The sequence below is a fragment of the Streptomyces sp. NPDC029956 genome (assembly GCF_055574655.1).
Genome location: NZ_JBVHZJ010000009.1, coordinates 129,490 through 150,931, shown reverse-complemented (window position 1 = coordinate 150,931; position 21,442 = coordinate 129,490). Strand labels below are relative to the sequence as shown.

At 71.2% G+C, this 21,442-nt stretch carries 21 protein-coding genes and 2 pseudogenes; 11 read left to right on the top strand and 12 right to left on the bottom strand.

From position 1 onward, the window contains the following. Nucleotides 1-144: 144 nt before the first annotated feature. The 3 genes from ACZ4XX_RS10035 to ACZ4XX_RS10025 form a co-directional block, all read right to left on the bottom strand. Complete coding sequence (locus ACZ4XX_RS10035) at nucleotides 145-885, bottom strand: DUF4232 domain-containing protein (protein ID WP_468507459.1); 741 nt, start codon at nucleotides 883-885, stop codon at nucleotides 145-147. A 138-nt stretch (nucleotides 886-1,023) separates the two neighbouring features. Continuing rightward, a complete protein-coding gene (locus ACZ4XX_RS10030) occupies nucleotides 1,024-3,669 on the bottom strand; it encodes an AfsR/SARP family transcriptional regulator (RefSeq protein ID WP_468507458.1) in 2,646 nt (881 codons plus the stop codon). A gap of 293 nt (nucleotides 3,670-3,962) precedes the next feature. Next, nucleotides 3,963-4,433 carry a DIP1984 family protein gene (locus ACZ4XX_RS10025; RefSeq protein WP_468507457.1) on the bottom strand — a complete coding sequence of 157 codons (471 nt, stop codon included), beginning with the start codon at nucleotides 4,431-4,433 and terminating at the stop codon, nucleotides 3,963-3,965. A 91-nt stretch (nucleotides 4,434-4,524) separates the two neighbouring features. On the opposite strand from ACZ4XX_RS10025, the pseudogene ACZ4XX_RS10020 reads away from it, so the two are divergent. The 3 genes and pseudogenes from ACZ4XX_RS10020 to ACZ4XX_RS10010 all read left to right on the top strand — a co-directional run. After that, a pseudogene (locus tag ACZ4XX_RS10020) lies at nucleotides 4,525-4,694 on the top strand (type II toxin-antitoxin system RelE family toxin); the annotation flags it as partial. Nucleotides 4,695-4,720: 26 nt separating this feature from the next. Beyond that, nucleotides 4,721-5,035: pseudogene (locus ACZ4XX_RS10015) on the top strand (CPCC family cysteine-rich protein); the annotation flags it as partial. 172 nt (nucleotides 5,036-5,207) lie between these two features. Next, a complete protein-coding gene (locus ACZ4XX_RS10010; RefSeq protein ID WP_468507456.1) occupies nucleotides 5,208-6,005 on the top strand; it encodes a hypothetical protein in 798 nt (265 codons plus the stop codon). Between the two features lie 16 nt (nucleotides 6,006-6,021). Here ACZ4XX_RS10010 and ACZ4XX_RS10005 read toward each other — a convergent pair whose 3' ends face one another. From ACZ4XX_RS10005 to ychF, 3 genes are all read right to left on the bottom strand, one after another. After that, complete coding sequence (locus ACZ4XX_RS10005; protein ID WP_037661709.1) at nucleotides 6,022-6,435, bottom strand: PIN domain-containing protein; 414 nt, start codon at nucleotides 6,433-6,435, stop codon at nucleotides 6,022-6,024. Further along, nucleotides 6,417-6,701 (bottom strand): hypothetical protein, encoded by a 285-nt coding sequence (locus ACZ4XX_RS10000; RefSeq protein WP_028438980.1) that lies wholly within the window; start codon nucleotides 6,699-6,701, stop codon nucleotides 6,417-6,419. Before ACZ4XX_RS10000 ends, ACZ4XX_RS10005 begins: the two co-directional genes overlap by 19 nt. 291 nt (nucleotides 6,702-6,992) lie before the next feature. Beyond that, the gene (gene ychF, locus ACZ4XX_RS09995; protein ID WP_468507455.1) at nucleotides 6,993-8,081 is read right to left on the bottom strand and encodes a redox-regulated ATPase YchF; all 1,089 of its coding nucleotides are present in this window, start codon (nucleotides 8,079-8,081) and stop codon (nucleotides 6,993-6,995) included. 263 nt (nucleotides 8,082-8,344) lie between these two features. On the opposite strand from ychF, the gene ACZ4XX_RS09990 reads away from it, so the two are divergent. Continuing rightward, nucleotides 8,345-8,989, top strand: a complete 645-nt coding sequence (locus tag ACZ4XX_RS09990) for a DUF6542 domain-containing protein (protein WP_468507454.1) — start codon at nucleotides 8,345-8,347, stop codon at nucleotides 8,987-8,989. A gap of 93 nt (nucleotides 8,990-9,082) precedes the next feature. Here ACZ4XX_RS09990 and ppgK read toward each other — a convergent pair whose 3' ends face one another. After that, a complete protein-coding gene (gene ppgK / locus ACZ4XX_RS09985) occupies nucleotides 9,083-9,826 on the bottom strand; it encodes a polyphosphate--glucose phosphotransferase (protein WP_468507453.1) in 744 nt (247 codons plus the stop codon). Between the two features lie 30 nt (nucleotides 9,827-9,856). Next, nucleotides 9,857-10,909, bottom strand: a complete 1,053-nt coding sequence (locus tag ACZ4XX_RS09980; RefSeq protein ID WP_468507452.1) for a 4-hydroxy-3-methylbut-2-enyl diphosphate reductase — start codon at nucleotides 10,907-10,909, stop codon at nucleotides 9,857-9,859. Between the two features lie 54 nt (nucleotides 10,910-10,963). On the opposite strand from ACZ4XX_RS09980, the gene ACZ4XX_RS09975 reads away from it, so the two are divergent. From ACZ4XX_RS09975 to ACZ4XX_RS09960, 4 genes are all read left to right on the top strand, one after another. Beyond that, nucleotides 10,964-12,334, top strand: coding sequence for an APC family permease (locus tag ACZ4XX_RS09975; protein WP_468507451.1), 1,371 nt, complete (start codon nucleotides 10,964-10,966; stop codon nucleotides 12,332-12,334). Nucleotides 12,335-12,459: 125 nt separating this feature from the next. Continuing rightward, nucleotides 12,460-13,677, top strand: coding sequence for an exodeoxyribonuclease VII large subunit (xseA, locus tag ACZ4XX_RS09970; RefSeq protein ID WP_468507450.1), 1,218 nt, complete (start codon nucleotides 12,460-12,462; stop codon nucleotides 13,675-13,677). Nucleotides 13,678-13,789: 112 nt separating this feature from the next. Beyond that, the gene (locus ACZ4XX_RS09965) at nucleotides 13,790-14,056 is read left to right on the top strand and encodes an exodeoxyribonuclease VII small subunit (RefSeq protein WP_468507449.1); all 267 of its coding nucleotides are present in this window, start codon (nucleotides 13,790-13,792) and stop codon (nucleotides 14,054-14,056) included. Nucleotides 14,057-14,236: 180 nt separating this feature from the next. Then, complete coding sequence (locus ACZ4XX_RS09960; protein ID WP_468507448.1) at nucleotides 14,237-14,827, top strand: malonic semialdehyde reductase; 591 nt, start codon at nucleotides 14,237-14,239, stop codon at nucleotides 14,825-14,827. A gap of 85 nt (nucleotides 14,828-14,912) precedes the next feature. On the opposite strand, the gene ACZ4XX_RS09955 is transcribed toward ACZ4XX_RS09960, so the two are convergent. Further along, nucleotides 14,913-15,446 (bottom strand): DUF4245 domain-containing protein, encoded by a 534-nt coding sequence (locus ACZ4XX_RS09955; protein ID WP_468507447.1) that lies wholly within the window; start codon nucleotides 15,444-15,446, stop codon nucleotides 14,913-14,915. Between the two features lie 117 nt (nucleotides 15,447-15,563). Between ACZ4XX_RS09955 and glpX the strand changes: the two genes are divergently transcribed. Then, entirely contained in the window at nucleotides 15,564-16,598 is a 1,035-nt protein-coding gene (gene glpX, locus ACZ4XX_RS09950) for a class II fructose-bisphosphatase (RefSeq protein WP_355961961.1), read from the top strand. 141 nt (nucleotides 16,599-16,739) lie between these two features. Here glpX and ACZ4XX_RS09945 read toward each other — a convergent pair whose 3' ends face one another. Both ACZ4XX_RS09945 and ACZ4XX_RS09940 read right to left on the bottom strand, forming a co-directional pair. Next, the gene (locus ACZ4XX_RS09945; RefSeq protein ID WP_073909733.1) at nucleotides 16,740-17,111 is read right to left on the bottom strand and encodes a WhiB family transcriptional regulator; all 372 of its coding nucleotides are present in this window, start codon (nucleotides 17,109-17,111) and stop codon (nucleotides 16,740-16,742) included. Nucleotides 17,112-17,374: 263 nt separating this feature from the next. After that, entirely contained in the window at nucleotides 17,375-18,094 is a 720-nt protein-coding gene (locus ACZ4XX_RS09940) for a DUF1707 SHOCT-like domain-containing protein (protein WP_468507446.1), read from the bottom strand. Nucleotides 18,095-18,359: 265 nt separating this feature from the next. Between ACZ4XX_RS09940 and ACZ4XX_RS09935 the strand changes: the two genes are divergently transcribed. Both ACZ4XX_RS09935 and ACZ4XX_RS09930 read left to right on the top strand, forming a co-directional pair. Continuing rightward, nucleotides 18,360-20,030 carry a fumarate hydratase gene (locus tag ACZ4XX_RS09935; protein WP_468507445.1) on the top strand — a complete coding sequence of 557 codons (1,671 nt, stop codon included), beginning with the start codon at nucleotides 18,360-18,362 and terminating at the stop codon, nucleotides 20,028-20,030. 159 nt (nucleotides 20,031-20,189) lie between these two features. Beyond that, nucleotides 20,190-20,831 (top strand): HAD family acid phosphatase, encoded by a 642-nt coding sequence (locus tag ACZ4XX_RS09930; RefSeq protein ID WP_468507444.1) that lies wholly within the window; start codon nucleotides 20,190-20,192, stop codon nucleotides 20,829-20,831. A gap of 38 nt (nucleotides 20,832-20,869) precedes the next feature. Here the strand turns inward: ACZ4XX_RS09930 and ACZ4XX_RS09925 are convergent, their stop codons facing one another. Then, complete coding sequence (locus ACZ4XX_RS09925; protein ID WP_468507443.1) at nucleotides 20,870-21,367, bottom strand: hypothetical protein; 498 nt, start codon at nucleotides 21,365-21,367, stop codon at nucleotides 20,870-20,872. Nucleotides 21,368-21,442: the final 75 nt, after the last annotated feature.

Below are 21,442 nucleotides of genomic sequence, written 5' to 3'. Positions count from 1 at the left end.
CGTGCGGGGCCGGGTCGAAGACCGGACCGGCGCAGTGACCCGGTCTCACCGTCGTCCCGCCGTGCGGGGCCGGGTCGAAGACCGGACCGGCGCAGTGACTCGCCAGGACGGCCGGGCGGACGTCCGGGGCGAGGCCGTGGCCGCTCAGAACTCGTCGGCGCCGTTGCGGAGCTGCTCGGTCCAGTAGCCCGTCTTCGCGACGGCCTCGTCGACGGCCAGGCCGCCCGCGGGGGCCTTGACGACGATGCTGCCCTCGGCCGGGCCGCCGGCGGCGAAGAGGTTCACGTTGAAGCTCTTCACGACCTTGGTGTCCTCGTGGGCGCCGCCGAGCGCGATGCGCACGTTCGCGTACGCGGGCGCGCCGGGCTTCAGGACGACCGGGGCGCCCGGCTTGCTCTTCGCGACGGCCGGGACGTCCTTGGCGGTCTGGATCGGACCGAAGGCGATCAGCGGGTACTGGAGCAGGGTGCAGGCGCTGCCGGAGGTGTTCGTGGCGGTGAGGACGATGTGCTCGGTCGGGACCTCGTCGGCCTTCGCCGCCGTGATCTTGATGTCGCCGTAGGCGCAGGCGGGCGCCGTGGCGGACGTCTTGCCGCCGGTCGAGGATCCCGTCGTGGACCCCGCCGTGGTCGCCTTCGTACCGTTGCCGCCGGACGTGCCGCCCGTCGCCGTCGAACCGCCGGTGGAACCGGAGCCGCTCTTCGCGGCGGTCTGGTCGGCGGCGCCCGTTCCCTTGTCGGTGGCGCCCTCGGCCGACGCGGAGGAGTTCGCGCTGCCCGCGTCCTTCGCACCGGTGTCCGTGCCGCCGCCGCAGGCCGTCAGGCCGAGCGAGAGGGCGGCGATGGCGGCGGCGGCCAGGACGGTGGACTTGTGGTGGTTGCGCATGGTGGTTCTCCCCCGTGAAGCGTTCGGTCGGTGTGGATACGCCGGGGCGACCGCCCCGGCGTCAGGGCGCCGAGTACGTCATGTCCTCGGTGCTGTATCCAGCTTCCGTCCCCGCGCTGCCGTCCCGCTTGCGTACCGCTAACGATCCGCTGACAGGCGTGAGAGCCCCGCCGCCGCCCGTACCGAACCCTCGGTGAAACCGGCCGCGTCGGACGCCGCGATCGCGCGTTCGAGCTGGTCGGCGGCCTCTTCGACACGGCCGATACCGGCCAGCGCCTCGCCCTTGACGATCTGCAGCTGGGCCTGGACGACCACCGCGTCGGGTGCGACGAGTTCCCCGGCGCGAAGCGTGTGCGCGAGCGCCGCCTCGTAGTCCCCCGCCTTCATGCAGTGCCCCGCCAGATGGTGGAGGGTGAGCACCTGGGTGGACGGATGCCCCGTGCGGTCGGCGAGCGAGACGGCGTGCACCATGAGCAGCCCGGCCCGCTCGTGCTCCCCCGTCACGTCCAGGACGGCGGCGTGGTTGACGTACGCGATCGCCTCGCTGATCATGTCGCCGGCCCGGGCGGCCAGGCCGGGTGCCTTCTCCAGATGGACGAGGGCCTCGGCGTTCCGGCCCTCCTCGTGCAGGATCCAGCCGAGCAGCGCCCTGGTCCGCGACTGCGCGTCGAAGTCGCCCACGTGCTCGGCCGAGGCGAGTCCGGCCTCCAGGAGCGGCGTCCAGCCGTCCCCGATCCGCATGAGCATCAGCGGCCACTGCACCAGCGCGAGCCGCCAGGCCCGGTCGTGCAGGCCGAGGGCGGCCGCGGTGGTGACGGCGCCCTCCAGGGCGGCGCGCTCGGCCACGTACCAGTCGAGGGCCGCCGTACGGTCCTCGAACTCGAGGGTCGCGGCGGGCCGGCGGGCGTCGGCGGGCAGCGAGTAGCAGGGCTGGGAGCCCGGCTCGGCCGCCGCGTCGGCCGCGAGCCCCGTGTACAGGTAGTGGTCGAAGAGACGGCGCAGGCCCTCGGGGTCGGCGCCCTCGGCGAGGTGCCGGGCGTAGAGGCGTACCAGGTCGTGCGGCATCCAGCGGCCGGGAACGGGCTCGGTGAGCAGATGGGCGGCGGCCAGCCGGTCCAGGTCGGCGGAGGCCTGCACCGGCGACGTGCCGACGAGCGCGCCGGCCGCGAACCGGTCCAGGTCGGAGCCGGTGTGCAGGCCGATCGCGCGGAACAGCCGGGCCGCGGAGTCGGGCAGCTGCTGCACGGTGAGGTGCAGCGCGGCGGAGACGCCCCGGTCCTCGACGTCGAGGAGCATCAACCGGTTCTGCTCGTCGGCGAGTTCGCCGACCATCGCGTCGAGGGTCCACCCGGGGCGCTCGGCGAGCCGGGCGGCCGTCACGCGCAGGGCGAGCGGGAGGCCGTCGCAGAGTCCCGCGAGCCGTGCGGCGGCGGCGGGTTCCGCGGCGACGCGCGTCTCGCCGAGGACGGTGGTGAGCAGCGCCGCGGAGTCGGCCGGGGGGAGATGGCCGAGCGGCACCGGCCGGGCCGCGTCGGAGGCGATGAGACCGCCCAGCCGGTCGCGGCTGGTGACCAGGGTGGTGCAGTGGTCGCCGCCGGGCAGCAGGGGCCGGACCTGTTCGGAGGAGCGGGCGTTGTCGAGGAGGACGAGCAGCCGGCGGCCGGCGGTCAGGGAACGGAACAGCGCGCCGCGCGCCTCGACGGCCTCCGGGATCCGCTGCGGCTGCACGCCGAGCGCGAGGAGGAACTCCCGGAGGACACCGGCGGTCTCGGGCGCGGGGGTGTTGCTGAAGCCGCGCAGGTCGGCGAAGAGCCGCCCGTCGGGGAAGTCGGCGCGGCGCTCGTACGCCCAGTGGACGGCGAAGGCCGTCTTGCCGACGCCGGCGGGCCCGGTGACCAGGCAGACGGGTCCGTCACCGCCTCGTACGGCCCGGTCGAGGGCGGCGAGTTCGACGCCGCGTCCGGTGAACCCGCGCGGGGCGCGCGGCAGACCCTCGGGCGCCGGGGCGGTGACGGGAGCGGCCGGGCGGACCACGGTCACGGGCTCGGCGGAGCGGAGCAGCGTCGCGTACGCCTCGCTGAGCGTCTCGCCGGGGTCGACGCCCAGCTCCTCGGCGAGCAGCCGCCGGGTGCGGTGGTACCAGTCGATCGCGTCCGACTGCCGGCCCGAACGGCCCAGGGCCAGCATCAGCGCGGCCGCGAGGGACTCCCGCAGCGGGTGCGCGACGGCCTCGGTACGCAGCACGGCGGCGGCCCTGGCGTGTTCGCCGAGCTTTCCGTACGCCTCCGCGAGCGACTCGACGGAGGCGAGCCGCAGCTCCTCGAGGCCTCCGGCGGCGGCCTCGAGCGGCCGGCTGTGCACGGTCCCGGTCAGCGCGGGCCCCTGCCAGTACGACAGGGCCTCCCGCAGCATCCGTACCGCGTCGGCGGGGCGCCGCTGCACCCCGGCGAGCGCCACGAGTTCCTCGAAGCGGTGCGCGTCCACCAGGGACTCCGGCATCCGCAGCACGTACGCCGACCCCTGCGTGGCCAGTTCGACGCCGTACGCCTCCGCCCCGTGCTCGGCGAGCAGCGCCCGCAGCCGCGAGACGTGCCCCTGCAGCACGGTCTTGGCGTGGGTGGGCGGCTCCTCCTCCCAGAGGGCGTCGATCAGCTGACCGACGTTCACCGCGCTGTTGGGCCGCAACAGCAGCATGACGAGAAGACTGGACCGTTTGGCGGGCCCCAGGGCTACGTCCCCGTCCTCCGTCACCAGCGCAACGGAGCCGAGCAGCCGGAACTCCACCAGTACACCTCCGCGATCCTTCTCCCCCGTTCCCCAGCTGTCGAGGATACGTGGGGTGGGAGGGCCGACTGCGACGTGGAGATCCCCGACCCCGCCCTCGCCGTCCGAATCTGCACATGGTGATGAACTGTGCGCTGTGCACCGTTACCCGTGCGCTGTGCTGAGCGGCTGTGTAAAAGGGGAATCGAACCCCCGCGCTGCTCTCCACGCACCAGAGTGGACCGGATCGACCGCCGGTCCTCGGCTTGTGCACGCCTTCGGTACGACTACCTGCTCCACGTCGAGCGACTCGCTCAGTCCAGCAGATCGACCTCCCAGTTCGACCGCTGGATCAGCACGTCGACCTCACGGATCTCCCGCGCCAGCACATCGGCCTGGGCCCGCAGCGGCGCCACGGGGAACGCCGACAGCATCTTCAGTTCGGACCGCAACTGGCGCACCATGCCGTGCTGGTCCCGCCCGGCGGCGGCGTCGGCGGCCGCCGTGACGACGGAGTGCCGCAGCCGCAGCACATCGCGCCGCGCCAGCGCGTCGGTGAGCGTGCCGCCGCCCTCGACGACGGCCTGGGCGTTGGTCCGGTTGATCCGCCGGATCAGCCCCTCCAGCTCGGAGAGGACCTCGCCGGTCTCGGCCAGCAGGGCGGCCGCGTCCTCGGCAGGCTCCTCACCCTCCTGGTACCGGGCGCTGCCGACCACCCGGGCCCGCAGCTGCTCGACCCGCCGCGCGGCATCCGCCCGCAACACCAACGCCTCGGCAAGCTTCAAGACCCCGCACCTCCGTCGCAACGATTCCGGCTGAAAGTATGCCCGCCGTCGGACACCACCGCGGACCGGTCCCGGCGCGGCGCGGTGCGGTGAGAGCGATCCCTTCGGCTTCAACACGACCGCACTCGTGTCCCAGCCAGACCGCCGGCGGCTACGGGTCGGCGACTACCGCGTCACCGCGTCGTCTACACGATCGACAACGGAGATCTGGCCGTCCGGTTCGTCCGGGTCAGCCACCGCTCCACCGTTGACGACACCTGACGCCGGCTCCCGGCGGCCGTTTACGGGTGTCCTGCCGACTGGCTGCGGACTGCCTGGGCACCCCGAGACAGAGAAATCCATGGCACCCCGGCGGGACCTGCAACCAGACTGCGCAGGTGAGCGACTCCTACCCCTGCCCGTGCTGCGGGCACTGCGTACTGGACGCGATGCCCGGCTCGTACGAGATCTGCCCCGTCTGCTTCTGGGAGGACGACGGGGTCCAGTTCCGATGGCCGACCATGGCAGGCGGGGCGAACAAGATCTCCCTGATCGAGGCCCAGCGGAACTACCAGGACTTCGGCGCCTGCGACGAGCACGGCCGACGGTACGTCCGCCCGCCGGCCGAGGACGAGCCGCTCGACCCCGCCTGGCGCCCCGTCGACCTGACACGCGACTCCTTCGAGGACTGGGCAGCCGAGGACCGCGCCCCGTGGCCCGACGACCACTCGGTGCTCTGCTGGTGGCTGCCCACCTTCTGGCGCCGGGACCACCCTCCAAAAGCAGCCGCAGCCCATGGGCCTGACCAAACCCCTCCAGGGCCGAGCCCTGCGCATCATCCAAACCCTCATCGCCGCCACCACAGCCCAAGGCCACAAGGCATCGCTCGGAACCACAGAGGGCGCGCCCCCGCCCCATCGGCGCCGCAAGGCACCACCGCACTTCTCCATCACCGCCCACGGCGAAAGTGTCGGATTCCTCGTCCTCCAAGAACAGGACCGCAGCGAACACGTCCCCACAGACAAGGAACTCGCCGACGCCAAGAAGCACTCATGGATGCGCATCCCCCGCTTCGACTACACCCCCTCCAGCCGCCTACTCTTCATACTCCGCGGCGGCAGCCCGCACCGTGCAAGCGAATGGGCAGATCTCCCCGACCGGCCTCTGGAAGAACAACTCGCCGAGATCGTGCAGGAGGTCGGACTCCGCGGCGAAGCCGCAGAACGCAAACGCCTTGCAGACCAGCAAGCCAGAGAGGTACAGCAAAAGCGCTGGGAAGCCGCCATGCAGGAAGCCCACGCCGCCTACGCCCACGCCTACTGTGTCAAACAACTCGGAAAACAGGCAGACACCTGGTACCAGGCCAGGCGCCTGACTGAATACGTCGCAACAGTAGGCGTCCATGCCACAACACTTCCGCCCGGGCAGGAGCGGGCCGAGGTCGAGGCGTGGCTCGCGTTCGCGGACGCGCACCTCCAAAACCTCACCGAATCGGCCTCAGCGCCGAAACTGCCCACGCCGCCGAAACCCAGCGGCGACGACCTCAAGCCCTTCCTCGGTCACTGGAGCCCCTACGGACCCCGCTCCTACTGAGCCGGACCAAGGGAAATCACACCGCCACGAGCCGGACCCGCTCGCCGCACAGCTTGGCCATGTCGTCAATATCGGAAGTCAGCATGACCACGGGGCGGTGCTGTCGCAGCGCGGCCTCGGCGACGGCCGCATCGATCGCGTACTTGTGTCCGTGCAACCCGGCATTCATCAGCAACTTCGAGGCAGCCCTCGCCTCCTCGTCACCGACCGGGACGACCCGCAGCCCGGAAAGCACCCAGTTCAGGCGTGACTTGTTCGTACGGGCGTGGACGGCCTCGATGATGGTGAGCGCACTGATCACGACCTCCATGCCACGCGAGCGCGCCTCAGCGATCAGAGCCACCACCTGTTCTTCGTCAGCGAGCAGCTTCGAGAGTCCCTCGCTGTCGAGGACGAGCGTCCCCTCGTGACTCAGCCTGCGGCGGGCCACTCGGCCTCCTCGGCGAACACCTCGTCGAAGACCTGCCGCGCCCGCTGACGAGCCGGCTCGGAGACCGGCCCCTTGCGGCTCTCGTAGTCCGCCAGGTACTCGTCCAGGACCTGCCCGCGCAGCTCACGCTCGACCGCCTCGGCGATGAACGCGGAGAACTCCCGCTTGCCCACCCGAGCCCGGATCGCCTCCGCGGTCCCCTCCGGCAGCGACAAGCTCACCCGCGTCGCTGGCCCTTCCCCGATGCTGTACGTCGCCTCAGCCATGTCCCCGATTGTGTCAAACGAGTAGGAAAAGCGCCACGTCCGCACTACCTTCACAGCTCGGTCAGCGCCCCGCTCACACAAATCCCAGCACGGGCACCCCCATCCCATCCCATCCCATCCCAACACGATCCCAGCACGGTACGGATGACCAGGGATGACGACAGGTGACGAGGGATCAGCTATCCCAGCACCATCCCAGCACGGGAAAGAACAAAGGGCCCGACTCCGAAGAGTCGGACCCCATCTGACCTGCACGTTTGCCAGATCAGCGACGTGGTGTTACATCACCCGTCACACATTGAAGCGGAACTCCACCACGTCGCCGTCCTGCATGACGTACTCCTTGCCCTCCATGCGGGCCTTGCCGGCCGAGCGGGCTTCGGCCACCGAGCCGGTTGCCACCAGGTCGGCGAAGGAGATGACCTCGGCCTTGATGAAGCCCTTCTGGAAGTCGGTGTGGATCACACCGGCCGCCTCGGGGGCCGTCGCGCCCTGCTTGATCGTCCAGGCGCGGGATTCCTTGGGGCCGGCCGTCAGGTAGGTCTGGAGGCCCAGGGTCGCGAAGCCCACGCGGGCGAGGGTCGCCAGGCCCGGCTCCTCGGCGCCGACGGACTGGAGGAGCTCCATGGCGTCCTCCTCGTCCAGCTCCGCCAGGTCCTGCTCCAGCTTCGCGTTCAGGAAGATCGCCTCGGCCGGGGCGACCAGCGCGCTCTGCTCGGCCTTGAAGGCGTCGTCCGTCAGCTCGTCCTCGTCCACGTTGAAGACGTAGAGGAACGGCTTGGTGGTGAGGAGGTGCAGGTCGTGGAGGAGCTCCGCCTTCTCCGAGCCCTGCACGATGCCCTGCGAGAAGAGGGTGTCGCCCTTCTCCAGGATCGCCTGCGCGGCCTCGACCGCGGCGACCTTGGGCGCCGTGTCCTTCTTGATCCGCATCTCCTTCTGGAGGCGCGGAAGGACCTTCTCGATCGTCTGGAGGTCCGCGAGGATCAGCTCCGTGTTGATCGTCTCGATGTCGTCCTTCGGCGAGACCTTGCCGTCGACGTGGACGACGTTCTCGTCCTTGAAGGCGCGGATGACCTGGCAGATCGCATCCGACTCGCGGATGTTCGCCAGGAACTTGTTGCCGAGGCCCTCGCCCTCGCTCGCGCCGCGCACGATGCCCGCGATGTCGACGAAGTCGACCGTCGCCGGGAGGATGCGCTGCGAGGAGAAGATCTCCGCGAGCTTGGTCAGACGGGCGTCGGGGACACCCACGACTCCGACGTTGGGCTCGATCGTGGCGAACGGGTAGTTGGCCGCCAGCACGTCGTTCTTGGTCAGGGCGTTGAACAGGGTCGACTTGCCGACATTCGGCAGACCGACGATTCCGATCGTGAGCGACACGGTGGCGACTTCCTGAAGTGTGGACGGGGGGCCGATCCCCCAGTTTACGGGCGGGCCGAACCGGCCAGTGACGCCGACCTTCGGTCGTTCTCGGGGGCAAGGTCACCCAAAGGGCGTGTCCCGGACCCGGTTCCCGCCCCTTTCCGACCTACGTTGGTGGAGTGGAGCAGCACAGGACAAGTCAGCCGCAAGGCCGCCGACGGCCGCAAAACCCCGTCACGCCGCCCGTCACCCCGCCCCCCGCGCTCGTGGAGGGCGCGGCCGTGTACCGGGTGACCGGCCGGACCCGACGGGGCCCCGGCGGCCCACGCGTCCAGCGCGCCGGGGAACCGGGAGCGGCGGCCGGGAAGCCGACGGGGCGGCCCGTGCCGCCCGTCGTCCTCGCGCTGCGGCGCCTCCCCCAGCCCCGCCTCACCGGGCTGGGCGCCGGGCTCTTCGCCTCCGCCGTCATGCTGACGCTCGGCTTCCTCGACCGGCTGCTCCTCGACGGCTCCCCCGTCGTCTACGGGCTGCTGTTCCTGCCGGTCAGCGCCCTGACCGCGCTCTGGGTCCGTGCGGCGGACCTCGTCACCGCCCCCATCGGCGTGCCCATCGCGTTCGCCGTCGGCGTCGTTCCCATCGCGGGCGGCACGGGCGGCTTCGGCGGCCAGGCCATGGCCGTCGTGACCGCTCTCGCCGTGCACGCCGGCTGGCTGTACGGCGGGACCCTCGTCGCCGGGCTCATCGCGAGCGTCCGGAAGGTGCGGGAGATGGGGCGGCGCCAGCACCTCGTGCGTACCGCCGCCCAGGCGGCCCCGACCGCCGGCCCCTCGGCCGGAGCCTCCGCCGTCGCCGGTGAGGCGCCCGGGGCCGCTGGGAGGGGGCCCGCGTCGGGCGGCCGGACCCCTCGCCGTCGCCCCGTCGCCTGACGAAGGGTTCGGACCTGTTCGTCTGGGCGGCCTCGACGGCATCCGGGACAACCGGCCTCGCCCCGGCGGCCCGCCCCGGCGCCGTAGAGCCCCCTACGCCGCTCCCGCCGCCATGCCCGCGCCCACGATCCCCGCGTTGTTCTGGAGTTCCGCCGGAACGATCTCCGCCCTGATGCCCTCGATGAGCGGCAGGAACTTGTCCGCCTTCCGGCTCACGCCGCCGCCGATGATGAACAGCTCCGGCGAGAACAGCATCTCCACGTGCGCGAGGTACTTCCGCACGCGGCGCGTCGCCCAGTGTTCCCAGCTGAGGTCCTCGTCCTCCTTGGCCTTCGTCGACGCCCTGGTCTCCGCGTCGTGGCCCTTGAGCTCCAGGTGGCCCAGCTCCGTGTTCGGGACGAGGTGGCCGTCGACGAAGAGGGCCGAGCCGATGCCCGTGCCGAGGGTCAGCATGATCACGGTGCCCTTGCGGCCGCGCCCCGCGCCGTAGGTCATCTCGGCGATCCCGGCCGCGTCGGCGTCGTTCAGGACGGTCACCGGGAGGCCGCCCAGGCGGTCGCTCAGCAGGGTGCCCGCATCCACGCCGATCCATGACGCGTCGACGTTCGCCGCCGTGCGGATGGTCGAGCCGGTCACCACTCCCGGGAAGGTCACCCCCACCGGTCCCGTCCAGCCGAAGTGCGCCACGACCTCCGCGACGCAGCCCGCCACACCGTCGGGTGTGGCGGGCTGCGGGGTCAGTACCTTGTGGCGCTCCTCGGCGAGCGCTCCGCGCTCCAGGTCCACGGGGGCGCCCTTGATGCCCGAGCCGCCGATGTCCACTCCGAAGACGTTCATGGAATCCACGGTACGGGCTGCGGTGCCGGGTTACTCCTTGGCGGACGGGGCGGGCGCGCCCGCGCCCAGCTTCTCGGCCACGGCCCGCAGGTCCTTGTTGCGGAGCTCCTTGGGCAGCGAGAAGGTGAGGGACTCGTCGGCCGTCTTGACGATCTCCACGTCCGCGTAACCGCGCGCGGAGAGCCACTCCAGGACCTCCTGCACGAGGATGTCCGGGACGGAGGCGCCGGAGGAGAGGCCGACGCTGGTGACGCCCTCCAGCCAGGCCTCGTCGATCTCGCTCGCGAAGTCGACGAGGTACGCGGCGGGGACGCCGGCCTGCTTGGCGACCTCGACCATGCGGATCGAGTTCGAGGAGTTCTTCGAGCCGACGACGATGACGAGCTCGGCCTGGCCGGCCAGCTCCTTGATCGCGATCTGGCGGTTCTGCGTGGCGTAGCAGATGTCGTCGGACGGCGGGGAGATCAGCTGCGGGAACTTCTCCTTCAGCGCGTCGACCGTCTCCATCGTCTCGTCGACGGAGAGCGTGGTCTGGGAGAGCCAGACGACGCGGGACGGGTCGCGGACCTCGATCTTGGCGACGTCGCCGGGGCCGTCGACCAGCTGGATGTGGTCGGGGGCCTCGCCGGAGGTGCCGATGACCTCCTCGTGGCCCTCGTGGCCGATGAGGAGGATGTCGAAGTCCTCGTTGGCGAAGCGGACGGCTTCCTTGTGGACCTTGGTGACCAGCGGGCAGGTGGCGTCGATGGTCGCGAGACGGCCCTCGCGGGCCTCCTCGTGGACGGTCGGGGCGACGCCGTGCGCGGAGAACATCACGATGTTGCCCGGCGGCACCTCGGTCGCCTGGTCGACGAAGACGGCGCCCTTCCGCTCCAGGGTCTGGACGACGTACTTGTTGTGGACGATCTCGTGGCGGACGTAGATCGGGGCGCCGTACTGCTCCAGGGCCTTCTCCACCGCGATCACGGCACGGTCCACGCCCGCGCAGTAGCCGCGGGGAGCGGCGAGCAGGACACGCTTCGGGCGGTTCGTCGCGGAGGCGGAATCGGGCGTCGACGCGGGCGTTGCAGTCATGCGCCCCATCGTAAGGCCGCGTCGGTGAGCGGTTTGATCGGTGCCGTGGCCGAAACTGTGGCCATGGCCGAGGAATCGCAGGTGGCGGCGCACGGGGAAGACGCGGAACACACGGGACTTCGACGGAACCTCGGGTTCCGGGACCTGGTCGTCTACGGACTGCTCTTCATCGCCCCGATGGCGCCCGTCGGCGTCTTCGGCACCCTCGACGCGAAGTCCGGCGGCGCGGTCGCGCTCGTGTACGTCGTCGCCACGGTCGCCATGGCGTTCACGGCCTTCAGCTACGCGCAGATGGTGCGGGTGGCCCCGCAGGCCGGCTCCGTCTTCACGTACGCGCGCAAGGGCCTCGGCGACGGGCCGGGCTTCATCGCCGGCTGGATGGCGATGCTCGACTACCTGCTGATCCCGGCCGTCGCCTATCTCTTCGCGGGCATCGCCATGGAGGCGCTGGTCCCGGAGGTCGACCGATGGGTGTGGACGGGGATCGCCGTCGTCCTCACGACCCTGCTCAACCTCTGGGGCGTACGGGCGGCGGCCCGGGTCGGCTTCGCGGTGCTCGCGATGGAGATCGTGGTGCTGCTCGTCTTCGTCGTCTCCGCGATCGTGGCGCTCGCGCAGGACGGGGCGCGGCGCGACTGGTGGTCGCCGCTCACCGGTGACGCGTCGTTCTCACTGGCCGCCGTCGTCGGCGCGGTGTCCGTGGCCGTCCTGTCCTACCTGGGCTTCGACGCGATCGCCTCCTTCGCGGAGGAGGTCACGGGCGGGTCGGCGAAGGTGGCGCGGGCGCTGCTGTTCTGCCTGGCCCTCGCGGGCGTCCTGTTCATCGCGCAGACCTGGCTGGTGGCGCTGCTCGAACCGGTCTCCTCGGCCGAGCTCGCGGCCGACCCGGGGAAGCAGGGGTCGGCCTTCTACGACGCCGTCGAGAGCGCGGTCGGCGGCTGGCTGCACGACCTCGTGGCCGTGTCGAAGGCGATCGGCGCGGCCTTCGCCGCGCTCGCGGGGCAGGCGGCCGGCAGTCGGCTCCTCTTCGCCATGGGCCGCGACCGGCGCCTGCCGCACGTGCTGGCCCGGACGGACGGGGGCGTGCCGCGGGTGGCGCTCCTGGTGTCGGCGACGGTGACGATGATCGCGGCGGTGTGGGCGGCCCGTCGGGACGACGGCCTCGACCACCTCGTGTCGGTCGTGGACGTGGGCGCCCTGACGGCCTTCGTCCTGCTGCACGCGAGCGTGGTGGGCTGGTTCGCGGTGCAGAGGGCGGAGGGGCCGCCGCACTGGCTGAAGCACGTCGTCCTGCCCGTGGTCGGCGCCGCGATCCTCGTCGCGGTCATCGTGGAGGCCTCGGTGGCGGCGCAGGTGGTGGGCGTGGTGTGGCTGGGCGTGGGTCTGATCGTCCTGGCGGTCCAGGGCGCGTCGAGAACACCGGCGGGACGCTGAGCCTCGCGGGAGTCGCGTGCGGGGCAGTCGCGTGCGGCCGCGCGAGGCCCCACACGTGCGGTCCCCTGCGTGGTCGGGGTACGCGTGCCCCTGACGTTGTCGTACCGCGCGGTTACGCTCGGTCCATGGCTCTGACTACGTCCGCCGAAGCACCGCTTCCCGTCGGTGAGGTCTCCCGTCTGATCGGGGGGTGGATCGACCGGCTCGGGGCGATCTGGGTCGAGGGGCAGATCACGCAGCTGTCCCGGCGCCCCGGCGCCGGGGTCGTCTTCCTGACGCTGCGGGATCCCTCGCACGACATCTCCATCGGCGTCACCTGCTACCGCCAGGTCTTCGACGCCGTCGCGGACGTCGTGTCCGAGGGTGCCCGGGTCGTCGTACGCGCCAAGCCCGAGTGGTACGCGCCGCGCGGCCAGCTGTCGCTGCGGGCGGTGGAGATCAAGCCCGTCGGGATCGGCGAGCTGCTCGCGCGCCTCGAACAGCTGAAGCGGAGCCTGGCCTCCGAGGGGCTCTTCGCCCTCGACCGGAAGAAGCCGCTGCCGTTCCTGCCGCACCGCATCGGCCTCGTCTGCGGCCGCGCCTCCGCGGCGGAGCGGGACGTCCTGGAGAACGCGCGCCGCCGCTGGCCCGCGGTCGCCTTCGAGGTGCGGAACGTGGCGGTGCAGGGCGTGAAGGCCGTGCCCCAGGTCGTCCAGGCCGTCAAGGAGCTCGACTCCCACGAGGACGTCGACGTGATCATCGTCGCCCGGGGCGGCGGCAGCGTCGAGGACCTGCTGCCGTTCTCGGACGAGCAGCTCGTCCGGGTCGTCGCCGACTGCCGTACGCCGGTGGTGTCGGCGATCGGCCACGAGCCCGACTCGCCCCTCCTCGACCTCGTGGCCGACCTGCGCGCCTCGACGCCGACGGACGCGGCCAAGAAGGTCGTCCCGGACGTCGGCGAGGAGCTGGACCGGGTGCGCGGGCTGCGCGACCGGGCCCTGCGGACCGTACGGGGGCTGCTCGACCGGGAGGAGCGCGGTCTGGCCCACACGCTCGCCCGGCCCGTCATGGAGCATCCGCAGCGGATGGTCGAGGGCCGCGAGGACGAGCTCGTCGCGCTGCTCGCGCGCAGCCGTCGGGTCCTCGGGCACCTCCTGGACCGGGCGGACTCGGAGCTGTCGCACACCCGGGCACGGGTCCGGGCGCTGTCGCCCGCCGCGACGATGGAGCGGGGGTACGCGGTGCTGCAGCGGGCCGACGGCTCGGTGGTCCGCTCCCCCGAGGAGGTCGCGGCGGACGAGGAGCTGCGGGCCCGGGTCGCGGAGGGCGAGTTCGCGGTCCGGCGCGTGGCCGACCCCGCCTGAGCAGGAGGACCACGCGGCAGGACCGTTGGGCAGGGACACGGAGCAGGCCCGCACAGGACGACGCGGGACCACGCGGAACGCAAGGAATCGGTTACGGAGGGTGGAGCGGGACATGGCAGCGGGAACGGGTACGGCGGGATCGGGTACGGACGAGGCGGCGCTCGGGTACGAGCAGGCGCGGGACGAGCTGATCGAGGTCGTGAGGCGGCTCGAAGCGGGCGGAACGTCCCTGGAGGAGTCCCTCGCGCTCTGGGAGCGTGGCGAGGAGCTGGCGAAGGTCTGCCGGCGCCGCCTCGAGGGCGCGCGGGCCCGACTGGACGCCTCGCTCGCCGCCGAACGCGCGGCGGAGGCGGCCGAGGGCGGCGACGGGGACGAGTAGTTCGACGGCCCGCAGACCGACGGCCCGCGGCGGCTCGTCGGCGCGGCGTACACCGGCGAGTGAAGCGGATCACTATCCGGATGGGTTAGTTGAACTTTCACCAATCATGGGCGTACTGTCGAGGACATCGCTTGAACCCCCTACGAGCGAACCCCCTTTGCAGTCCGGAAGGTACGCAGCATGTCTCTCGCCCTTGACGCCGCCGCTCAGGATCTCCTTTTCCGCGAGGCCCGCACCGCCAACACGTTCACCGACGAGCCGGTGACCGACGAGCAGGTCCAGGCGATATACGACCTGGTGAAGTACGGCCCGACCGCCTTCAACCAGACCCCGCTGCGCATCACCCTGGTCCGCTCCCCCGAGGCCCGCGAGCGCCTGGTCAAGCACATGGCCGAGGGCAACCGGCCCAAGACCGCCACCGCCCCGCTCGTCGCGATCCTCTCCGCCGACAACGAGTTCCACGAGGAGCTCCCGGCCCTGCTTCCGCACTTCCCGCAGGCCAAGGACATGTTCTTCGCCGAGCGTCCGGTCCGCGAGCAGTCCGCCGTCCTGAACGCCGCCCTCCAGGCCGCGTACTTCATCGTGGGTGTCCGCGCCGCCGGCCTGGCCGCGGGCCCGATGACCGGTCTGGACTTCGCCGGCCTCCAGAAGGAGTTCCTGGACGCCGACCACACCCCGCTGATGGTCATCAACATCGGCAAGCCGGGCGAGGACGCCTGGTTCCCGCGCTCCCCGCGCCTCTCCTTCGACGAGGTCGTCACCACCGTCTGAGTCCGATGACGCGGCGATGACACGGAAAGGCCCCGCACTCGTGGAGTGCGGGGCCTTCCTCGCGTTCGCTCGGGCTCTCGCCGGTTCAGGCCTTCTTCGACCGGAGCGAGCCCGCCATCTCGGTGAGCCGCTCGAACGACGCCGTGCCGGTCACCACCGTCGTCGCCACGCCGTCCACCCGGACCAGCGCGTCGTACTTCGGGCCCTCCCAGCGCTGCCAGACCTGGCCGGCCACCGTCTCGGTCCTCCCGGTGTTCTTCGCCCGCTGGGTGACGTCCGGCACGAAGGTCTTCGGCGCCGCCGTCGACTGGTGGATCGCCACGTACTGGGTGTCCGGGGAGAGGAACCCGAGCTGCCAGGCGTCGGACTCCTCGCGCTTGTACGAGACGACCGTCGCCTTCCAGCCCTCGCCGAGGCCCTCGGGGGCCAGCACCGGGTACGGTGCCGCCCGCTGGGCCGTCAGGAGCTCGACCCGGTAGTCCTTCGCCTTGACCGGTTCGGCGCTCTCATCATGCGGAATGAAGAGATACATCACTCCCGCGGCGACCAAGATCACCCCGAGGGACTGGAACATCCCGCGTACCGTCTGCCTGCCTCGCATACCTGCCACGCGCACCATGGTCGCATCAAGGGTCCGTGCTCATACGTGGGCCCCTCTGCTCATTTTGTCGACGTACCGATAGAGTCGCAGCACCCTCCCTTAACCGGCCGTCGCCGTACAGAAAGGTGCGTTCCGATGACCGAGCAGCAGAATCTGCCGCCCGAGCTCGTGGTCTCCCCCGAGGCTCCCGACCGCAACCTCGCCCTTGAGCTGGTCCGCGTCACCGAGGCCGCCGCCATGGCCGCCGGCCGCTGGGTCGGCCGCGGCGACAAGATCGGCGCGGACGGCGCGGCGGTCAACGCCATGCGCACCCTGATCTCCACCGTCTCGATGAACGGCGTGGTCGTCATCGGCGAGGGCGAGAAGGACGAAGCCCCCATGCTCTTCAACGGCGAGCGGGTCGGCGACGGCACCGGCGCCGAGGTCGACATCGCCGTCGACCCGATCGACGGCACCACGCTGAACGCCAAGGGCATGCCGAACGCGATCGCCGTCCTGGCCGCCGCCGACCGCGGCACCATGTTCGACCCGTCCGCGGTCTTCTACATGGACAAGCTGGTCACCGGCCCCGAGGCCGCCGACTTCGTCGACATCAACGCCCCCGTCTCGGTCAACATCCGCCGGGTCGCCAAGGCGAAGAACTCCTCCCCCGAGGACATCACGGTCGTCATCCTGGACCGCCCGCGTCACGAGGGCATCGTCAAGGAGATCCGCGAGACCGGCGCCCGCATCAAGTTCATCTCGGACGGCGACGTCGCCGGTTCGATCATGGCCGTCCGCGAGGGCACCGGCGTCGACATGCTCATGGGCATCGGCGGCACCCCCGAGGGCATCATCTCCGCCTGCGCCATCAAGTGCCTCGGTGGTGTGATCCAGGGCAAGCTGTGGCCGAAGGACGAGGCCGAGCGCCAGAAGGCCCTCGACGCGGGTCACGACCTGGACCGGGTGCTCTCCACGAACGACCTGGTCGGCGGCGACAACGTCTTCTTCGTCGCGACCGGCATCACCGACGGCGAGCTGCTCCGCGGGGTGCGCTACCGCGCCGAGACGGCGACCACGCAGTCGCTCGTCATGCGCTCGAAGTCCGGCACGATCCGCCAGATCGACTCCACGCACCGGCTCTCGAAGCTGCGCGCGTACAGCAAGATCGACTTCGACCGCGCGAAGTAGTCGCGACGGCCGAAGGAGCACCGCCGCTTCACCACGAAGCGGCACGAAGAGGGGCGCCCCCATGTGCGGTGGGGGCGCCCCTTCCCGTACGGAACGACGGCGGTGGCCGCGCTCGTCAGCCGCGGAGGCTGTGCGTCCCGGTCAGCCCGCCTGGGCGATGCGGTCGGCCGCGGCCGCCTTCCGGAGCTCCACCTCGCGCCGCCGGCGGCGGGCCAGGGCGACGCGGCGCTCCGCTGCCGTGAGCCCGCCCCACACCCCGTACGGCTCGGGCTGGAGGAGCGCGTGCTCCCGGCACTCGACCATCACGGGACAGCGGCCGCAGACCCGCTTGGCCGCCGCCTCACGCGCGAGCCGCGCGGCGGTCGGCTCCTTGGAGGGGGCGAAGAACAGTCCCGCCTCGTCCCGGCGGCACACCGCCTCCGCGTGCCAAGGACCGGCCTCGTCCTCCCGTGCAGGGGCGCGCTGAGGGGGCACGGCGGCGACCTGGAGGGGCTGATGCGGCAGTTGCAGCACGGTCTACTCCTGACGACGGCTTCGCGAGCGAGCGGCGATGCACCAGCCCTACCCGCTGTGCGCGCGCCTATGCACTGCGTGCCGCGTCGTTCCGCACTGCGGATACCCGAGGGCGAATTCCGGTCACCCCCGAACCGCTGCTCGAACCGCCGCCCGAACCGCAGGTCGGAGCGGGGTGTCGGAGACCGGTGTCGGAGACCGCTGCCGGAGCGCGGTCGCCGGAGCCTCACGCGCCTCGCGCCGGGACCCCGCGCGACGCCCCGTCAGTGGCCGAGGTGCTTGCGCATCCTGTCCTGGAGGTCGGTGATCCACTTGCCGCGCTTGGGCCTCGCCTCGACGTTCCCGAAGACCGAGTAGCCGTTGATGACGACGACCGGGGCATGCGGGTCGACGCCCTCCAGGGTCACGACCTCGAAGTTGCCGAAGATCCCGCTGCCGTTGCCCCGCAGGCTGATGTTCTCCGGGACCCGGACCTCCACGTTGCCGAAGATCGACGTGGCGTTGATGGTGGTCAGCCGCTGCGCGAAGATCGCCTCGGTCAGGTCGATCTCGATGTTCCCGAAGAGCGCGAACGCGTTCGTCCGGCGGCTCACCCGCCAGCGCCCCTTGCGGGTGGTGCTGGAGAAGATCGCGACGAGGTTGGCCGGGGGGCCGTCGGCGTCCTCCGGGCCGTACCCGTAGTCCGGCGCGGGCTCCTGGCGCGTCCGGGCGCCCGGCAGGTCGCGGACGATCGGCTCCAGCTCCCCGACGGTCTTCGCCCGGTACACCGCGTCGATCCGGTCCGAGTGCTCCTCGGCGTCGATCCGCCCCTCGGCCAGGGCGTCCCTGAGGATGTCCGCGATCCGGTCCCGGTCCGCGTCCGAGGCCCGCAACGAGCCCTCCGGGTCGGCGAAGACGGTCTCCGCGGGGGCGGGCTCGGCAGGTGCGGCCTGCCGCTGCGGCTCCGGCTGCTTTTCGGGTTCGGGCTTCTTTTCGAGGTCCACGTCGCCAGCCTAGCGAAACGCGATAGATCGCGACCAGAGGGCGGGCCGTGACCTGTGGACGACGTCTCGAACCGAGCGGCCTGCGCCCGACGGCCCGCCCCGACCCCCGAGAGCGGCCGGCCCCGCGGAAACACGCCACTCCGGCACGGTCCCGGTCCCAAGTGAGCCTTACCTCACAGGACTGCGCCCCGGCCCGCGTTCTACGCTGGAGGGCGCACTGCCAACGGAGGCGGTGCGCCGTCTTGCCGAGTGAGGAATGGCCCCCATGCCAGAGTTTGCGTACTCCGATCTGCTCCCCCTGGGAGAGGACACCACGCCCTACCGCCTGGTGACCTCCGAAGGTGTATCCACCTTCGAGGCCGACGGCCGTACGTTCCTCAAGGTCGAGCCGGAGGCGCTGCGCACCCTGGCCGCCGAGGCGATCCGCGACATCCAGCACTTCCTGCGTCCGGCGCACCTGGCCCAGCTGCGCCGGATCATCGACGACCCCGAGGCCTCGTCGAACGACAAGTTCGTCGCGCTCGACCTCCTCAAGAACGCGAACATCGCCGCCGCCGGCGTCCTGCCCATGTGCCAGGACACGGGCACCGCGATCGTGATGGGCAAGCGCGGCCAGAACGTGCTGACCTCCGGCCGCGACGAGGAGGCCCTGTCCAAGGGCATCTACGACGCGTACACCAAGCTCAACCTGCGGTACTCGCAGATGGCCCCGGTCACCATGTGGGAGGAGAAGAACACCGGCTCGAACCTGCCCGCGCAGATCGAGCTGTACGCGACCGACGGCGGCGCGTACAAGTTCCTCTTCATGGCCAAGGGCGGCGGCTCCGCCAACAAGTCCTTCCTCTACCAGGAGACGAAGGCCGTCCTCAACGAGGCGAGCATGATGAAGTTCCTGGAGGAGAAGATCCGCTCGCTCGGCACGGCCGCCTGCCCGCCGTACCACCTGGCGATCGTCGTCGGCGGCACGTCCGCCGAGTTCGCGCTCAAGACCGCGAAGTACGCCTCCGCGCACTACCTGGACGAGCTGCCCTCCGAGGGCTCGGCCGAGACCGGCCACGGCTTCCGCGACAAGGAGCTGGAGGAGAAGGTCTTCGAGCTGACGCAGAAGATCGGCATCGGCGCGCAGTTCGGCGGCAAGTACTTCTGCCACGACGTCCGCGTCGTCCGCCTCCCCCGTCACGGCGCCTCGCTGCCCGTCGCGATCGCCGTCTCCTGCTCGGCGGACCGCCAGGCCGTCGCGAAGATCACCGCCGAGGGCGTCTTCCTGGAGCAGCTGGAGACGGACCCGGCGCGTTTCCTGCCGGACACCACCGACGAGCACCTCTCCGAGGAGAGCGACGTCGTCACCATCGACCTGAACCAGCCGATGGACGACATCCTCGCCGAGCTGACCAGGTACCCGGTCAAGACCCGCCTCTCCCTCAACGGCCCGCTGGTCGTGGCGCGCGACATCGCGCACGCCAAGATCAAGGAGCGCCTGGACGCGGGCGAGGAGATGCCGCAGTACCTGAAGGACCACCCGGTCTACTACGCGGGTCCGGCGAAGACCCCCGAGGGGTACGCCTCCGGTTCCTTCGGTCCGACGACGGCCGGCCGGATGGACTCGTACGTGGAGCAGTTCCAGGCCGCGGGCGGCTCGAAGGTCATGCTGGCCAAGGGCAACCGCTCGCAGCAGGTCACGAACGCCTGCGGCAGCCACGGCGGCTTCTACCTCGGCTCGATCGGCGGCCCGGCGGCGCGGCTCGCGCAGGACTGCATCAAGAAGGTCGAGGTCGTCGAGTACGAGGAGCTCGGCATGGAGGCGGTCTGGAAGATCGAGGTCGAGGACTTCCCGGCGTTCATCGTGGTGGACGACAAGGGCAACGACTTCTTCCAGAATCCGGCCCCGGAGCCGACGTTCACGCACATCCCGGTGCGGGGTCCCGGTCTCGGCTGATCACCCGGCATGCGCGCAGGCCCCTCGGTCCTCTCGGACCGGGGGGTTTCGCCGTCCGCTCAGAAAGTCGCTACCGACCGGTAGCCATCTCGTTGCCTACTGTCCAGTATTGAGCGCGAGCATGCCAAAGTCCTGAGCTGGTCGACCAAGGAGCCCCCCATGCCCGTCACGCCCCTCCGCAGGCGCGCCGCCGCCGGAACCACCGCCACGCTCGCGCTGACCGCCCTCCTCGTCGTCGGGCCCGCGCCCACCGCCTCCGCCTCCGACCCGGACGGCCACAGCACGTCGACCGCCGCCTTCAAGGACGTCGACTACACGACCTGGCGCCGTGACGTGGCCGCCGTGATCGCGCAGGCCCGCCCGTACATCGAGAAGCGTTCCGAGGACGCCGGCGACGAGAAGCAGGCGATCGTCCTCGACATCGACAACAGCTCGCTGGAGACGGACTTCCACCCCTTCTGGGAGCTGCCGACCCCGGCCATCTCCGAGGTCCGCACCCTCGTCCGCGAGGCCCACGACCGCGGGGTCGACGTCTTCTTCGTCACCGCCCGCCCGGGCATCATCCACTCCCTCACGGACTGGAACCTCAAGCAGGTCGGTTACCCGGTCGACGGGCTGTACGTGCGCTCGCTCCCCGACCTGTTCGCCGAGGTCAGCGCGTACAAGACGGAGCAGCGCGCCAAGATCGAGGCCAAGGGCTACACGATCATCGCGAACATCGGCAACAACACCACCGACCTGGTCGGCGGCCACGCCGAGCGCACGTTCAAGCTCCCGGACTACGGCGGCAAGCTGTCCTGAACACCGCGGTGGGCCGGGCCCGGACTCCGTCCGGGAGCTCACCCGGTGATGCGGAACTCCAGCCGTGAGTAGTCCCCGTCCGGAGTCGAGCGAATGGTGCCGCGCGCGTCCTCGAAGTCACCCGTCCCACCGGTGACGGCGATGTCGAACGCGGCCTGTTCCTCGGCGTCCGGGTCGACCGACAGCAGGGTCTGGCCCATGATCTGGCCGCCGGGTCCGCCGTTCAGCACGAAGGTGCCCACGCACACCAGGTCGTTGGGGCTGCCGGTGCGGACCACGGTGCAGGTCACTCCGTCGCGGCCGACCGTGTCTCCGCCCTTCTCCCTGAAGAGGTCGTCGGCGAAGGCGAACGAACTCCCGAGCTTCGGCGGCGGGCCGGTCGTGTCGTCGCCCTGGCCGGTCGGGACCTCCTTCGCGTAGAGCGTGAACTCGAACCCTTCGGCGGCGGAAGCCGGGACGGCGGCGACGGCGGAGAAGGCACCGGCGGCCACGGCGGTGACCCCGAGCACGCCGATCCTCCTGAAGCTGTGGGACATGTCCTGCCTCCTGCGGGGAGCCCCCGGGGATCTTCGGACCTGCTTCACATTGTGCGACGGCCTCCCCGGGTACGC